The organism is Paracoccus gahaiensis, assembly GCF_005048225.1.
Classification (GTDB): Bacteria; Pseudomonadota; Alphaproteobacteria; order Rhodobacterales; family Rhodobacteraceae; genus Paracoccus; species Paracoccus gahaiensis.
The window spans coordinates 1-16,069 of the sequence record NZ_SUNI01000034.1; the positions used below are offsets into that span (position 1 = coordinate 1).

Annotated in this window: 14 protein-coding genes; 6 read left to right on the forward strand and 8 right to left on the reverse strand. The window is 59.5% G+C overall.

The features are described 5' to 3' along the window. Positions 1-570: 570 nt before the first annotated feature. The 7 genes from FA743_RS18745 to FA743_RS18775 all read right to left on the reverse strand — a co-directional run bounded on the left by FA743_RS18745 (position 571) and on the right by FA743_RS18775 (position 8,195). Complete coding sequence (locus FA743_RS18745; RefSeq protein ID WP_136887600.1) at positions 571-2,532, reverse strand: AAA family ATPase; 1,962 nt, start codon at positions 2,530-2,532, stop codon at positions 571-573. Positions 2,533-2,902: 370 nt separating this feature from the next. Next, positions 2,903-3,829: an isoaspartyl peptidase/L-asparaginase family protein gene (locus tag FA743_RS18750; RefSeq protein WP_136887601.1), complete on the reverse strand. Its 927-nt coding sequence runs from the start codon at positions 3,827-3,829 to the stop codon at positions 2,903-2,905. Then, positions 3,826-4,728: a polysaccharide deacetylase family protein gene (locus FA743_RS18755; RefSeq protein WP_246055055.1), complete on the reverse strand. Its 903-nt coding sequence runs from the start codon at positions 4,726-4,728 to the stop codon at positions 3,826-3,828. The genes FA743_RS18750 and FA743_RS18755 overlap by 4 nt, the downstream gene beginning before the upstream one ends. Next, positions 4,728-5,483 carry an SDR family NAD(P)-dependent oxidoreductase gene (locus FA743_RS18760; protein WP_136887603.1) on the reverse strand — a complete coding sequence of 252 codons (756 nt, stop codon included), beginning with the start codon at positions 5,481-5,483 and terminating at the stop codon, positions 4,728-4,730. Before FA743_RS18760 ends, FA743_RS18755 begins: the two co-directional genes overlap by 1 nt. After that, positions 5,474-6,496: a ketopantoate reductase family protein gene (locus tag FA743_RS18765; protein ID WP_136887604.1), complete on the reverse strand. Its 1,023-nt coding sequence runs from the start codon at positions 6,494-6,496 to the stop codon at positions 5,474-5,476. The genes FA743_RS18760 and FA743_RS18765 overlap by 10 nt, the downstream gene beginning before the upstream one ends. Continuing rightward, positions 6,493-7,194 carry a creatininase family protein gene (locus tag FA743_RS18770; protein WP_136887605.1) on the reverse strand — a complete coding sequence of 234 codons (702 nt, stop codon included), beginning with the start codon at positions 7,192-7,194 and terminating at the stop codon, positions 6,493-6,495. Before FA743_RS18770 ends, FA743_RS18765 begins: the two co-directional genes overlap by 4 nt. Continuing rightward, positions 7,191-8,195 (reverse strand): GntR family transcriptional regulator, encoded by a 1,005-nt coding sequence (locus FA743_RS18775; RefSeq protein ID WP_136887606.1) that lies wholly within the window; start codon positions 8,193-8,195, stop codon positions 7,191-7,193. Before FA743_RS18775 ends, FA743_RS18770 begins: the two co-directional genes overlap by 4 nt. Before the next feature lie 184 nt (positions 8,196-8,379). Between FA743_RS18775 and FA743_RS18780 the strand changes: the two genes are divergently transcribed. From FA743_RS18780 to FA743_RS18805, 6 genes are all read left to right on the forward strand, one after another. Then, positions 8,380-9,951 (forward strand): ABC transporter substrate-binding protein, encoded by a 1,572-nt coding sequence (locus FA743_RS18780; RefSeq protein ID WP_136887607.1) that lies wholly within the window; start codon positions 8,380-8,382, stop codon positions 9,949-9,951. Positions 9,952-10,063: 112 nt separating this feature from the next. After that, positions 10,064-11,038, forward strand: coding sequence for an ABC transporter permease (locus tag FA743_RS18785; RefSeq protein WP_135817326.1), 975 nt, complete (start codon positions 10,064-10,066; stop codon positions 11,036-11,038). Further along, positions 11,038-11,964: an ABC transporter permease gene (locus FA743_RS18790; protein ID WP_136887608.1), complete on the forward strand. Its 927-nt coding sequence runs from the start codon at positions 11,038-11,040 to the stop codon at positions 11,962-11,964. Before FA743_RS18785 ends, FA743_RS18790 begins: the two co-directional genes overlap by 1 nt. After that, positions 11,961-12,926 (forward strand): ABC transporter ATP-binding protein, encoded by a 966-nt coding sequence (locus FA743_RS18795; RefSeq protein ID WP_136887609.1) that lies wholly within the window; start codon positions 11,961-11,963, stop codon positions 12,924-12,926. The genes FA743_RS18790 and FA743_RS18795 overlap by 4 nt, the downstream gene beginning before the upstream one ends. Beyond that, positions 12,923-13,945, forward strand: coding sequence for an ABC transporter ATP-binding protein (locus tag FA743_RS18800; protein ID WP_136887610.1), 1,023 nt, complete (start codon positions 12,923-12,925; stop codon positions 13,943-13,945). Before FA743_RS18795 ends, FA743_RS18800 begins: the two co-directional genes overlap by 4 nt. Next, positions 13,942-15,420, forward strand: coding sequence for a carboxypeptidase M32 (locus tag FA743_RS18805; RefSeq protein ID WP_136887611.1), 1,479 nt, complete (start codon positions 13,942-13,944; stop codon positions 15,418-15,420). The genes FA743_RS18800 and FA743_RS18805 overlap by 4 nt, the downstream gene beginning before the upstream one ends. A 337-nt stretch (positions 15,421-15,757) precedes the next feature. Here the strand turns inward: FA743_RS18805 and FA743_RS20515 are convergent. After that, on the reverse strand, positions 15,758-16,069 hold a 312-nt coding region (locus FA743_RS20515), incomplete at its 5' end, for a hypothetical protein (RefSeq protein WP_211242326.1).

The window sequence follows — 16,069 nt, forward strand, 5'->3', positions numbered from 1 at the left end:
GACATGCTCCGTGATGCAAGGCGCTCTCCGGAGCACTGGAGCGACTTTCTCGAAGACTTCGTCGAAGACCCAGACATCATCGCGCGCGTCAAGGAAAACGGTCCGCGGTAGCAATCGGGCCGTTACGCTATGGATAAACTAGATATCGTTTTTTACGACCCAAAGCGAAATATAGCGACATCTCGCAGTGTTCTAAACAAGGCAACGAATTTGAGGAAGCGGCAGACGCATGAGATGATGGCCTTTTTTGCGGAGATCCGCGGGGATGTTATGAATGAGTATTGAATTTAACTAACACACTATAATGTTATCCAATAAAGAAATATGCGGTGTCCTGCTCTGGGCTGGATACTAAACTACAAACGACTGACATCGACGTGCTTGGCACCGGATGCCTTCTTCTTCCGCCTTTTTGACAATGGCGACGCGCTTGGCCCCGATTGGACTCGGAGAACGATGTTTACATACTGCACTAGAAATCCGTTTGACCGACGTTCGTCGCGTTTCGGCAATGGCCACATTTCGACAATGTGCTAAAGCAGGTTTTTTTGCGTGCTAAGACCTGGCTCCTTAAATATGGGCATTGATACGCTCAATCGCCACTTGGAATGTGTCGAGCGTCCTCTGAACTGACTTGTCATTTTCATCCAGCAGTTCGGGGTGCGTCAGTAGATGATAAGCCGGATCGTAGTGACTGAAAGTTGGGATTGTGTCAGGCAGCAATCGGAAATAGGCCTCTGCTTTTTTAACGGCGCGCAACGAACGCTCATCCGCCTCGTTCAACTTCATGGCTGAAAGTCTGTCCTTCCCTTTCAGGTCATAAGTTGCATTGATTAGATTTACAAAGAAAGCGGTATCGAAGAAGTCCTCGGTGTCCGCTTCGTCCTGATTGGCGATTTCCGTGGCTAGGATAATACGCTCCCGTTCTAGCAATTCGGCCTTATAGAGGTCATCGAGCTTACGGCGCTGCCCACGGTCAAAGTCTGTCATGACGGCGACGTTCAATTTATTGCCGTAGAACAGCTTCACAAAGGGAAGAACCTTGTCGATGCCCCCGGAAGGACAGATAGCCCATTTCGGATCTAGGTGAGGACGCCCAAGCAATTGCAGCTTCTTTGACAAGGCCTGCAGATATAGGATGTCACTTGGCCCCTCTACGAGCAGGGTGTTGGGCGAGATAATGAGACCCTGTGTGACCTCAAAGCCCATCGCACCGAAGACAGGGAAGTTCGTTTGCGGATCAGTGGTCAGCACGTCAGGTCGAATCTTGGTCCCTTCCGAATATGAGCGATCTCGCTTGTCACGCTTGACCACATCCTCGACCGTTCGGACACTCGCCAGATTTTCGGCAGGCACCATGAATGGCGAGTGCGTCGAGAATATTATTTGATGCTTCGGCTCTAGTTCTTCACGGAAATAGCGCAGCAGGTCTTTCTGTGCGGTGCCGTGAAGGGTTAGCCCCGGCTCGTCCAACAGAATAATCACATCGCCCTGGTGCTTCTTGATCTGCGCAAATTTCACCAGAAACGAGAAGAACCATATGAAGCCAGCTGATCTTTCTGAAAACGGAACCGTGACGCGATGTAGATTGTTTTTGACACGCGCCCGCGCGACAGGACCACTATTGAATGGTGCGGGGTCTTCTTTCTTACCCTCGTCCAAACGAACGTCAATTTCTAGTTGATCGTTCTGCGTCCAATACTCAAAAATTTGATCCGTGATCCGGTTTGCAGCCGCTTCGCACTTGGCATTCATTTCTTCAAATTTTGTCGCGCTTGTCAGCTCGTCCAAATTGGTCCCTGCGTATTCCAAGAAATCAAGAAATACCTGATCCCCGTCTTTGATTCCACCGTGCTGCTTGTCATGTGCCAGTTGATTGATCGAAACTTCACCTGACATTCGGTCGTAGTGCGAAAAATATAGAAATTTTGGTATTTTATCTGTGAGAATATCTATTGCCTTATTAGAAGCGCTCTCGCCTCGATACTTTTTAATCGCGTCTAGGAGATGTTGCTGACCCTCGGATCGCTCGTCCATTTTAGATAAGCGGTAGGCTACGGCGAACGTATTAGTGCAATCTTTGATATTTTTCGCATCTGCCTCATCTAATTCAAAATCAATAATTAGTTTTGCAATAAGCTTTCGTTCATCGATCGGCACATTCCAAGTTGTATTCTTCTGACCGTATGATTTTTCAATCGCCACCTCATTCCCGGTTACGACGTCCGCGCCAAATTCATCGATCAAAAGTGCCGTTTCTTTGTCTTCTAACTCCCAGCGGGTGACAACGACTTTGGCTTCACCATCGCCATGTCGTTCGGCGTATTCGGCCAGGAAGCGCCGCGGGTAGTTCTCTGTTTTGTTGTATGAATTGTAATCCCTGTCTGTAGAGTTGATGCCTTCGAGCGCCTTCAAGAAAGCGGTCTTACCCGCCTCGTTCTTTCCTACCAGACAGGTTGACTGGCCAATTTTGACGGAATTGGAATCAAGAATACTGCGATAATTGGTGACATGGGCGGAACTTAGTTTCATGGGGCGCCTCAACTAATACGGATGATCCAAGGTAGGATGCTTTCCCGGCCATGTCTAACGCGAGTTAATGCGCGAAAGGTCGTCAAATCGCTAACATCCATGTAGACCGCAGCGACCTTCTGCTTTCCGCTCGGCAAGTGTGTCGCATCACTGCAAGTGCTGCGAATGTCCGCTTTTGAATGATGCCATAAGCCCCTGCCGAACCACCGGATCGCCGCTTTACGCCCTTCGCGAAGGACCAGGCGCCGGCGGCGAATGACCGCTTTTGCGCCGAGAAGCCTTTGGTTCGCCGCACCGCCGTCAGGCCGCATACCGCCCAAAGCACCCCCGTCAGGGACGGTCGCGGACCTCCCGCATCGCAGCATTATTATCAGCGGTAAATTGACGTCCTGAAGTCGGATTTCTGAGTGACAGTGCCTCGATACATCCCTTCACAATTGAATGGGAGGGACAAGTTCCCTTGAGCATCGACGGCGATGATGCCTCCAGATCCGTCGTTTGATCCAAGGTCGTGCATGACAACATGGTGAGCCGCTTCTGCCAGACTCTGGCCTGCATGGCGCATCCGAGCCGCAATTTCTGAGGCCGCGTGCCACCGGATGAAGATTTCGCCGTGACCGGTGCCGGACACCGCGCAGGTGTTGTTATCTGCGTAGGTGCCCGCACCGATGAGCGGGGTATCTCCAACGCGTCCGGGCGACTTGGCCGTCATGCCGCCGGTCGACGTGGCAGCTGCCAGATTGCAGTGCGTGTCGCGTGCTACGGCACCCACAGTCCCATGGCGGCGGGCGGGATCGGCGTCATCGATACCGTTGCGCCGCATCTCCAACGTTGTTTGCAGGGCATCCCAACGCTGCTGCGTGAAGAAATAGGGCGCATCCTCGAACGACAGGCCGGCGTCACGTGCGACCTGCAGGGCATTGGGGCCGATCAGCAGGACGTGGTCGGTCCGCTCCATCACCGCCCGTGCGGCCAGGATCGGGTTGCGCGGTCCCATGATGCCCGCGACGGCGCCCGCCTTGCGCGTGGCCCCGTCCATGACTGCGGCGTCCATCTCTTGCCGACCCTCCGAGGTGAAGACCGCACCTCGACCGGCGTTGAACAGCGGTTCGTCTTCCAGCACGCAGACGGCCGCCGTGACGGCGTCCAGGGCGGTGCCTGCCTGCGATAGGACATCATGCCCGGCCTGCAGCGCGCGGCGCAGACCGGCGTGATAGCGGGCCTCCAGATCGTCCGTCATGGTGTGGCGCAGGATCGTGCCGGCGCCGCCATGCACCGCGAGTGAGAACTTGGTCATTCGGTAGCCCCCTTGGTCAGTCCCGCCTGTCTGGCGCAGTAGGCTGCAATCTCGGCATGGGTGGCGATCCAGCAATCGCCCTTGTCGACGATGCGCTCCAGCAATTGCTCGAGGATGAAAATGCGGCTGCGATATCCGGTGACATGCGGGTGCATGGTCAGCAGGAACAGCCCGCCTTCTGCATGCGCGCCCTCGAACTCGCGCAGGAAAATATCCAGCACATCCGCGGGCGGCGTATAGGGGCGCTGTGCCCCGAACCGGTTCATCATGAAGTAGACAGCATCATCGCGGATCCATTCGACGGGCAGCTCGACCAACCCGGTGGGATGGCCATCCTGCAAAAGCTCGTAAGGATCGTCGTCCGAGAAAAGCGAGCTGTCGTAAAGTAGCCCCATCTCGCGCGCGATCGACAGAGTCGCGGGGCTGTAATCCCAAGATGGCGTCCGCATGCCGACCGGGCGTTGGCCACTGACGCGTTCCAGCGTGTCGGCAGCGCTCATCATCAGATCGCGCTCGGTTGCGGCGTCCAGCGTCGTGTTCAGCTCGTGGATCCAGCCGTGCTGGCCGATCTCGTGCCCATCCTGCGCCAAGCTGCGCTGTTCGTCCGGATGCAGCAGCGCCGCGACCGCCGGCACGAAGAAAGTCGCCTTGACGCCATGGCGGTCCAGCACTTGGCGGATGAGGGGAATGCCGCGGCGTGCGCCGAATTCGCCCCAACTTAGGCGGGCCACGGAATTGCCGCCGTCGCGCAGCTCGTTCGTCTCGTGGTCACTGTCGAATGACAGGGCCACCGCACAGCGAGCGCCGCCCGGCCAGCGCTCCGGCAGCAGATTGCGACCCGCGCGCACCGCACCGACCTTGGCGCGCCAGACATCCTCGGGCCATTCATGTGGGCTCATCATCCGTGCCCTCCGTCCACCTGCAGGATCTGCCCGGTGATCCAGTCCGCCTGCCGCGAACACAGGAACGCAACAGCATTGGCGATGTCGTCAGCCTGGCCGAGGCGGCGCAGATGGATGCTGTCGATAATGCGCTGTTGCCGGTCAGGGCCGAAGGCCTGCCACTGTCGCTCGGTCGAGGGGTTGGATAGGATGAACCCCGGCGCAACCGAATTCACGGTGATCCCCGACGGCCCCAGTTCCAGCGCCAGTTGCTTAGTCAGCCCGATAAGGGCGTGCTTTGCGGCGGTATAGGCCTGGATGCCCGTCAGGCTGGGCTTCAGCCCCGCCCCCGACGAGATGGTCACGATCCGTCCGGATCCCGCAGCCTTCATTCCGGGAGTCAGCGCCTGCGCGCACCACATGACCGCATCGACATTGGCCGCGAAAATGACCCGCCAGTCTGCTTCGTCCACCTGATCGAGTGGCCGACCCACTTGCCCACGCACGCCACCGGCGGCGGTGATCAGCCCGTCCACCCGGGTGTGCCGGTCCAACACTGCTTCGCACAGCACGTGAGCGCCGTCCTGGCGGCCCAGGTCGCCCGCGTGGCAGGTGACGCCGGGCAGATCGGCAAGCGGCTGCAGCCCGGCATCATCGATGTCCATGGCGGCCACGGTCGCTCCGGACCCTGCAAGGGACTGAACGATGGCCGCACCGATACCCTGGGCTGCGCCGGTGACCGCAAAGACCTGTCCTGCCAAGGTCAGCTGCATGGCGCCACCATCCGGTCCAGAAGCGCGGTCGACTGCGTCTCGGTGCCATTCTCGATGCCGTGGATCAGGTCGCAGAGTTGCGACAGGGCGGGCGTCGGTATGCCATGTCCGCGACCGATCTCGATCAGGACGCCGACCTGCGCATCGACCTCGGTCTTGCGCTTGCGGACCGCCAGGTCGCGGTAGATGCCGGAATGGGTCTTCGCCGTCTTGCGGTTATGTGCAACCATGGCGTCGATGGAGGTGTCCATTCGTCCTGTGTCGCGCGCAAGGAATGCATCCGGATCAAAACCGTTGAATCCCAAGGGCGTGACTTCCTCGGCCTGGGCCAGCCGCATCACCTCGTGGCCAAGGGCTGCATAGACGGGACGCCACTGCGCGGGATCCATCGCGTCGGACATCGATTCTGGCGTCAGCGCGGTGGCGAACAGCAGCGACCCGTAACCCATCTTGCCCCACAGATAGCCCCAAATGTTGTCGGTCATGACCGCTTCGGGTTCGACCAGCGCGAACAGGGCGTGCAGTGCTTGCACGCGCGGGCTGGGGGTGCCGTCCAGTTCACCCAAGGCGACCGCCGCACGGTTGCCATAGAGAATGCGTCCCGGCTCCAGCCAGTCGGCGCCAAAGTTGACGAAGCAGCCGACTGTTCGATCGGGACCAATCATGTCGGCGATCACGCGCTCGTTCAGGCCATTCTGCGCCGAGACGACAAAGCCGTCGGACGCAAGGTGCGGCATCAGCATCTGCATCGCTTGCGGCGTGTGATGCGCCTTCACGGCCAGAATCACCTGGCGATAGGTGCCCGTCAGCGTGGTGGGGGTCTGAGCCGCCAGAACCTGCACGAATTCCTCGACGGGCCCTTCAATACGAAGCCCGCCAGTGCGCATGGCCTCGACATGGTCGGCTTCGATGTCGACCATCTGCACCGCGTGGCCCGCGCGGGTGGCATAGGCACCCAGGATCCCGCCGATGGCCCCGGCGCCCCAGATCAGGACGGGTTCGGTGGCGGTCATGTCCAGTCCCCTTCCAGAAGTTCGCGGGTTTCCGCGACGGCGACCTGCCAGATGCCCTCCATCTGGTCGTCAGGCTTCTGGTAATGACCGCCGTAATTGCCGTCCCCGATCAAATTACGCACGCCTTGCGCATCCCGGTCGCGCAGCCGGTCGAAGTCGACATAGGGCTTCTGTTCCGGCGGCACGGGACGACCCTCCAGCCGGGTCCATGGAAAATTCTCCATCCAGGATGCGTGTGATGCCACGGGATCGACCGCTTGCACCGCCGCCCAGGTGCGCGGCGCGCGCCACCAGTCATGGAACCGGCAACGCGCCCCTTGACGGGCCTGCATCCATTCGGCGCAGACCGGCTGCACCGGGCTATTGCCCCCGTGTCCGTTCACGATCAGGACGCGGCGGAAGCCTGTGTCATACAAGCTGTCTAGAATGTCGCGCACCAGCAACGCATAGGTCGACAGCTTCAGCGACACGGTGCCGGGAAACGCCATGAAATACGGTGTCAGTCCATAGGGCACTGCCGGAAAGACTGGAACGCCAAGCGGGGTAGCGGCATCGGTGGCAATCTTCTCCGACAGGATCGAGTCCACTGACAGGCTGAGATGGGCGTGCTGTTCTGTGCTGCCTAAAGGCAGGATACAGCGGTCATCCGTTTTCAGATAGGCCTCGATGTCGAACCAGGAGCTTTCGGAAATTCTCATGGGGTCTCTCCTTTGATAGTTGCGGCCGTCCGTAGCGTTTCGAGCGCCGGCAGAAGCTGTGTCTGCACCGCGTGGCTGTCGGGGGTGTGGCGGTATTCGATCACCGTCTGCGCGGGCCCTACCTCATTCTGGAGGTATTCGGCTCCGGTCGCGTGAATCAATACGTCGCAGTCTCGCAGCAGGTGATCCAGATCATCGGCAGTGCGCGAAACGGTGGTCACGCGGCCCAAGTGCGGGGCGAACCGGGCGACCCCGGCCTTCAGAACGCTTAGGAAGTCGTCGAAATACGAGACCAGCAGCACGCGCGCATCCGGTCGGATGCCCGCAAGGGCAACGCGTGTCGTCTCGTTTGGAATAAGGATCATGCTGATCTGGGGGATCCCGGGAAACAGTTCGCCTGCTTGGCTTGCAAGTGTGCGAGGTGAGACGATCAGGTCAATTTGGGGGGGGATGTCGTCGCGGCGGTCTGTCGTCCAAGGTATCACGACGTCATCGCCGCCAAGATACGGTTTCAGATCCTGGGCATAAGCCGAGGTGGCGTCACTGAAGGTGCCCAGCACCATGATACGCAGCGAACGCGGGGTGGCAGTCGCAGCCATTGTCACCCGGAATGCAATATCTTGTGCGGATAAGCCCAGTTCGCGCCCGGCTGCGACAAGAGACGCGATCTGACGCTCCAATGCGGCCAGTTGGCGGGTCCGGGTGGCGCAGGGAATGCCGCGATCGGTGACGAAGGTGCCTGATCCGATCCGCCCCTCGATCTGCCCACGCTCCTGCAAAGCGGCAAACACATTGCTGACCGTCACCGGAGACAATCTCAATGTCGCCGCAAGCTTTCTGACCGACGGCAGGCGACTGCCGGACGGAATGTCACCCGCGGCGATCCCATATTCAAGCGCTCCGCGCAGCTGCACGGAGACCGGGACCGAAGAGGTCGCGTCGATGGCTTGGGCAATCCGCTGCAGGGCGGCGTCCAGATCTGGGGCAAGAGGTGCGCTCATACCGTATCATTGAATGATAACAGCTAGTCTCTCAAGGGTAATTTTTGCAATGGATGGTGAAAGCGAAAAGCACCTTAGTGTGCTCAAATGGCAGGCTGACGACAATTACGTAACCGAAAATTCTTGACGTGCAAAAAGAATGGCTTCTAGTGTTACAGTCAATGATAACAGGTGAGGTTCGGAAATGGCTAGGAATGCTCTTCGCTCGGGAATCGCTTTCATCGCCTTGCTGGCGGCTGCGCCGGCCGTCATGGCGCAAGATCTGACAATCGGTCTGCGTGCGGGGCCGGATTCAATCGACCCGCATTGGTCTACCTTGGGAAGCCAAGCCGAGGCGCTGCGTCACGTCTTTGACACGCTGGTCGATGCAGACGAGACGCTGCAGTTGCAGCCGGGACTTGCCGTCAGCTGGACCGCGGTGGATGACACCACCTGGGAGTTCAAGCTGCGCGAGGGCGTGACCTTCCACGACGGCACCCCCTTTACCGCCGAAGACGTCAAGTTCTCGATCGAGCGCATTCCCGCCGTGACGGGCCCAATGCCCATGACGCTGTATACCAAGTATGTCGACACGGTCGAAATCGTCGACGATTACACTCTGCGCATCACCACCAACGGCATGGCGCCGTCCCTGCCGAACGATTTCACGCGTCTGTTTGTGGTGCCGTCGGAAACGGGTATGGAAGCCGGCAACGAAGAGTTCAACTCTGGCGAGAAGGCCATCGGCACCGGCCCTTACAAATTCGTCAGCTGGCAGCCCAAGGGTGACATGGTCGTCGAACGCAACGACAACTACTGGGGCGAGGCGCCTGCTTGGGAAACGGTGACGCGCCGCGAGATCCCCGACGACGCCGCGCGTGTTGCGGCGCTGAAATCCGGCCAGGTGGACATGATTAACTATGTGCCGGCTACCGATTACCTGTCGATGCAGGCAGACAGCAGTCTTGACACCTTCGTGTCGGATTCGATCTACATCCTGAACATTGCGCCGTCGGTGAAGGACGAGGAACCCCAGCCTATCCGCGTCAACGGCGAGGAGGTCGAGGGCAATCCATTGCAGGACGTGCGGGTGCGCAAGGCGCTGGATCTGGCGATCAATCGGGAGGTTCTGGTCAATGTCGTGCTGGAGGGCCTGGGCACGCCGGCCAATCAGCTGATGCCCGAGGGGTTCTTCGGTTATTCCTCCGACATCCCGGCACCAGCCTACGACATCGAACAAGCGCAGGCATTGCTGACCGAGGCCGGCTATCCCGACGGCTTCGAGATCGATTTCACCTGCACCAACAACCGGGTTCCCGGCGACGCGGTGGTCTGCGAGGCACTGGCACAGATGTGGTCGCGACTTGGTCTGACAGTTAACGCACAGGCCCTGAACGGCACGGTCTTTTTTCCCGCCGCGCAGCGCGAGGAATACACGATGACCATGTCCGCATGGGGCACGCTGACGGGCGAGGCGGCCTATACCTACGGCGCGCTGGTGCATACCCAGGACGCGGAAAAGGGCTTTGGCAACTTCAACCGCTCGGGCTATTCGAACCCCGAGTTCGACCGCATCTTCAGCGAGGGCAGCCAGACCCTGGATCCGGATACGCGCCGCGAATTGTATGAGCAGGCGTCCGAGATCGCGATGGAGGATCGCGCCCTGATCCCCACCGTCATCCTGCAGAGCGTGTGGGCGTCCAAGGCCGACATGGTCGATTTCACGCCCCGCGTCGACCAGGAAACCCGCGCTTACGCGATCACGCCGAAAGAGTGATCCGATCTGAAAGCCTGCGCGGCGTGCCCAATTCCTTGGCCCGCCGCGCGCCACTGATCCCTGACTGCCGCTATGCGGTATCGGGGCGGCACTGACGAAACGGGGGATTGTGATGTTTGGCTATCTTGTCGGCCGCCTGATACAGGCGGTGATGGTCGTGTTCGTCATGTCGGTCATCGTCTTCGTCGGCGTCTACGCGATCGGCAATCCGATCGACGTGATGATCGATCCCGGTGCCAGCCAGGAGATTCGCGAGAACCTGATCCGACAATACGGGTTCGACCAACCGCTGTGGCAACAATATTTCACCTTTGTTAGCAACGTATTCCAAGGCGATCTGGGCCGCTCGATGGTCTACAACATTCCGGTCACGTCGCTTGTCTTCTCGCGTTTGCCGGCAACGCTTGAACTGGTCCTCGTATCAGTTGGTATCGCCACGCTGATCGGCGTTCCTGCAGGGATGTATGCAGGCTACCGTCCCAACAGCATTGCGGCCAAGCTGATCATGGCCCTGTCCGTGCTTGGATTTTCCGTGCCGACGTTCTGGATCGGCATGCTGCTCATCATGGCTTTCGCCGTCAATTTGGGATGGCTGCCGTCGGGCGGTCGCGGCGAGGTCGGGCAATTCCTGTGGTTCGACACATCGTTGGCGACTAGCAATGGCTGGGCGCATGTGATCATGCCGGCCATCAACCTGTCGCTGTTCAAGATGGGCCTGATGATCCGACTGACCCGCGCGGGCATGGTCGAGGCGATGGGCACAGATTACGTCCGCTTTGCCCGCGCGCAGGGGCTGCCGGACCGGCAGATCGTGTTCGGTCATATCATGCGCAACATCTCTATCCCGCTGGTCACCGTCTTCGGACTGGAATTGGGCTCGACCTTGGCCTTTGCGGTGGTCACCGAAACGGTCTTTAACTGGCCCGGCGTGGGCAAGCTGATCATCGACAGCATCCTGCAACTGGACCGGCCGGTTATGGTGTCCTACCTCGTCATGGTCGTGCTGCTGTTCGTGATGATCAACTTGGTCGTCGACCTGATCTATGCGCGCCTTGATCCCCGCGTCCGTCTGAAGGGAGGCTCGTGATGGCCCAAATCGGAAACGTTCTGGCCGTTCCCTCTGCCGCGCCGGTCGAGACGCGGGTCATGCGGCTGCGCAACTTCTGGTCCGATTATCGACGGTCCTGGGTCGCGGTTGCCGCATTGGCGGTCATCGTGACGCTGCTGGTCGCAGCCTTTGGAGCGCCTTGGTTGGTGCCACAAGATCCCTATGATCTAGCGCAACTGGACTGGCTGGATGCCTTCCTGCCACCCAGGACCGCAGGATCGGGCGGTTATGTGCATCTGCTGGGCACGGACAATGCCGGGCGCGATATGCTTTCGGCAATCCTTTACGGGCTGCGCACCAGTTTCGTGATCGGAATATCAGCAGGGGCCCTGGCATTGACCCTGGGGATCAGCATCGGTCTGACATCCGCCTATTTCGGTGGCCGGATCGAGGCTTTGCTGATGCGGATCGTGGATCTGCAGCTTTCCATGCCGGCGATCCTGCTGGCGCTGGTCATGGCCGCGGTTCTGGGGCAGGGCGTTCCGCAGATCATCCTGGCTCTGGTCGTTGCACAATACGCTTATTTCGCCCGCACGACGCATGGCGCCGCGTCGGTCGAGCGCCGCAAGGACTACATCGAGGCCGCTCGATCGACTCCGCTGCCGACCCGGCGCATTCTGTTCAAGCATCTGCTGCCCAACGTCCTGCCCCCGCTGATCGTCGTGGCGACGGTGCAGGTCGCCAGCGCGATCTCGCTCGAAGCGACGCTGTCCTTTCTAGGTGTGGGCCTGCCCCTGACAGAGCCGTCGCTAGGGTCGCTGATCTCAAACGGCTTCAAATACATTCATGCGGGCCGCTCGTGGTTGTCCATCTATCCCGGCGTCTTCCTGATGATCACGGTCGTGGCGATCAACCTGGTTGGCGATCAGGTCAGGACCGTGATCGACCCGAGGAACAGCCGATGACCGCCGCACTCGACGTCAAGGGTCTGACCACGCGGTTCGAGACCCGAGCAGGCCATGTCACGGCGGTCAACGATGTCAGCTTCACCGTGCAGCCCGGCCGGATCATGGGCCTTGTGGGCGAAAGCGGGTCTGGCAAAAGTGTCACCGGCTTCTCGATCCTGGGCCTCATAGATGCACCGGGCGAGGTAACGGCAGGCGCCGTTCTGGTCGACGGCGTGGATCTGCGGAAGCTCTCAAAGGAAGACCTGCGCAAGATGCGTGGCCGCAAGGTCGCGATGGTGTTCCAGGATCCAATGATGACCCTGAACCCGGTCCTGCGGGTGGGCGATCAGATGGCGATGGCGGTGCGTGTGCATCAAGCCATGTCCAAATCGGATGCCTTGGAACATGCACGGAAGGCACTGGAGGTGGTGGGCATTCCGTCCCCTGCGGAACGCCTCAAGGCCTATCCGCACCAACTGTCCGGCGGCATGCGTCAGCGGGTGGCCATCGCCATGGCGCTGCTCCACAGCCCCTCGGTCATCATCGCAGACGAGGCAACGACGGCACTGGACGTGTCGATCCAAGGCCAGATCCTGGCCGAAGTGCGCGAGCTGGCTGACACCACCGGCGCCGCCATCGTCTGGATCACCCATGATCTTGCCGTCGTCTCCAGCCTGGCTGACGATATCTGCGTGATGTATGCGGGCCGCATCGTCGAACGCGGAACGGCTGAGCAAGTGATCGGGGGCCCGCGGCATCCCTACACCCAGGGGTTGCTCGACTCGATCCCCGCCCGACATGAACCGGGGCGCAAGCTTCCGCAGATCCCCGGATCGACGCCACAGCTCTCTCGTCTGCCAGACGGATGCCCGTTCCGGCCCCGCTGCCCCCGCGCTTCCGAGCTGTGCCGCACAGAGCCGCCGCTGGATGTCCGCGACGGGCACGCCGTCTTGTGCCACCACCCGCTGGAGCGCGTATGACAGATCCCATCCTCAAGATAGATGCCGTCTCCAAGCGGTTCACCCGCACGCCCGGACTGGCAGAGCGCCTGGCTGGCAAGTTCACGGGCGGTGGCAAGCCCGTCACGGTGCATGCGCTGACCGATGTGTCGCTGGAGGTCACGAAAGGCGAGGTTCTGGGCATCGTCGGTGAATCCGGCTGCGGGAAATCGACGCTTGGCCGGGTGATCGCGGGCATTCATGCTCCCAGCTCGGGAAGCGTGACGTTGAATGGGAAGCCTGTCGCCGATGAACGCCGGGGCAACATCCACAAGCTGACAACGCAGGTGCAGATGATCCATCAGGATCCTTTCGCCAGCCTGAACCCCCGGATGAAGGTTGGCGAGACGTTGGCCGAAGGCCCGCGTTACCACGGCATCATTCCTGCGGATCAGGTGCGCACCCGCATCCGCGCCCTGCTGGAGCAGGTCGGGCTGGAGGGCGCCTATGCCGACCGACTGCCGCATCAGTTTTCCGGTGGGCAGCGTCAGCGGATCGCGATCGCGCGCGCGCTGGCGATGGAACCCGAGGTGCTTGTGCTGGACGAGGCGGTGGCGTCACTGGATGTCTCGATCCAGGCGCAGGTGCTGAACCTGTTCATGGATCTGCGTCACGACCTTGGCCTGACTGCGCTGTTCATCAGCCACGATTTGTCGGTCGTGCGCCATGTCTGCGACCGCGTGGCGATCATGTATCTGGGCCGACTGGTCGAATTAGCGCCGGCCGATCAGCTCTATGCGGATCCCCGCCACCCTTACACGCGGGCGCTGTTTGCCTCGATCCCGACCGTTGGCACGGGCCGTGGCCGGTTCGAGGCGATCAAGGGCGAGATCCCATCCCCGATCGCACCGCCGCCGGGCTGTGCCTTCCATCCGCGCTGCCCTTTCGCCGGGCCGCGCTGTTGGGCCGAGGTCCCGCGGCTGACCGAGGCCGGAGCGGCCCGGACGGTGGCCTGCCATCTGAACGACGGCGGAGTCGAAATGCAGAAAGGTGCCGCATGACCATTGATCTTCAGACCCGGATCGGACGGCTGAACGACGTTCTTTGCACGGTCAACATCCTCAATTGGGATGCGCGCACGCAAATGGCGTCAGGCGGTGCCGAAACCCGCGGCCATCAGGTTGCGACACTGATGGGTATTGCGCGGCAGATGATCCTCGACCCGGCCATGCGGGATGCGGTCGATGCAGCTGGCGATGACCCCCAGGCCGAGGCCGTGCGGCAGGCCATCGACCATCACGCCCGCCTGCCTGCGGAACTGCTGCAGGCCAAGGCGCAGCATGCGACGGTTGCAGGCGCAGCATGGGCCAAAGCACGCGCACAAGGCGATTTTTCGCTCTTCCAGCCACATCTGGAAAGGGTTGTGGCCTTGGCACGCCAGACTGCCGATGCGCTTGGCCATCAGGGCCATCCTTACGATCCGATGGTCCAGGTGTTCGAACCAGGCGAGACGGCTGCCAGTCTGGGGACGCTGTTCGACAGCCTTCGTGCGGGCATTCTTCCCATCCTGGATCGCGCGCGCGCTCGACCAAAACCCCGCACGGATTTCCTCTATCGGGACTTCGATCCGCAGCTTCAGCAGCAATTCGCGACCGAGACCGCCCGTGCCCTTGGCTACGATTTCGACCGCGGGCGCCTGGATACTGCTGTTCATCCGTTCGAGGTCAGCTTTACCCGAAACGACGTCCGCATCACGTCGCGCTGGCCGCGGAATTATCTACCGATGTCGATCTTCGGCACCATCCACGAGGTCGGTCATGCGCTCTACGAGCAGGGCGTCGATCCTGTCCACACGAGAGGCGCCTTTGCCACGGACATGATCGGGCTCTATGCCGTTGGCGGCACCAGTTTCGGCATGCATGAAAGCCAGTCTCGTCTGTTGGAAAACCACGTCGGGCGCAGCCCGGCCTTCTGGCATGCGCACTTCCCGCGTCTTCGCGATACCTTCCCTGAGCAGCTTTCCGACGTCACGACTGAAGAGTTCCTGGCCGCCGTTAATAGGGTCGAGCCGGGGCCCATCCGGGTCGAGGCCGATGAGCTGACCTACGACTTGCACATCATGCTGCGTGTCCGGATCGAAATGGCTCTGATGGACGGCAGTTTGCAGGTGGCCGATATTCCCCACACCTGGAACCGGGCGATGAAATCGGACTTGGGGATCGAGATCGAAAGCGACGCCAACGGATGTTTGCAGGATGTCCATTGGTCGTCCGGATACATCGGATCGTTTCCAACCTACACAATCGGTAACGTCACCGCTGCACAGCTGATGTGCCACCTTGATCAGAAACAACCATCCGTCACCATGGCGGTGAGCGAAGGCAATCTCGAACCACTCCGACATAGTCTGAAAGAGGCGGTCTGGAACCACGGTCGGTCATTGACACGCAGCCAGATACTGGACCGCCTCGGCCTTTCGAATAACGATCCCTCTGCCTATGTCGAATACCTAGACCGAAAATTTAGCTCGAGCTGACGGGGTCAATAAACGGCGTCGTGCAGAATGATCATCGTCATCTTTCTACCACTCTGGCTTGGGTTTTCGCGTAAGACGTCAAGCTGTTGCCTACGCTTTTCCGCCTTAGATGAGCCTTGCATCCATGACTCCATTGCAGGAGTTTTGTGATGGTGGGATTTGGAACTTTCCGGCCAATTCTTAACGCGTCCGATCGGAACTGGCTTTGCGATAATCGTGTTCAAGCACCTTTGATCAGCACCTTAAGTTGGGTCCGACGGGAGAGAGATGCTAGCGTGCTTTCCTTCGAGCTTATCTGAGCCATTAATTTTTTTAGCATGAGGGTCATTTACGCGTTTTAATAACTTAATAACTTAATAACTTGATAGTTTGATAGTTTGATAGTTTGATAGTTTGATAGTTTGATAGTTTGATAGTTTGATAGTTTGATAGCTTGATAGCTTGATAGCTTGATAGCTTGATAGCTTGATAGTTTGATAGTTTGATAGTTTGATAGTTTGATAGCTTGATAGCTTGATAGCTTGATAGCTTGATAGCTTGATAGCTTGATAGCTTGATAGCTTGATAGCTTGATAGCTTGATAGCTTGATAGCTTGATAGCTTGATAGCTTGATAGCTTGATAGCTTGATAGCTTGATAGCTTGATAGC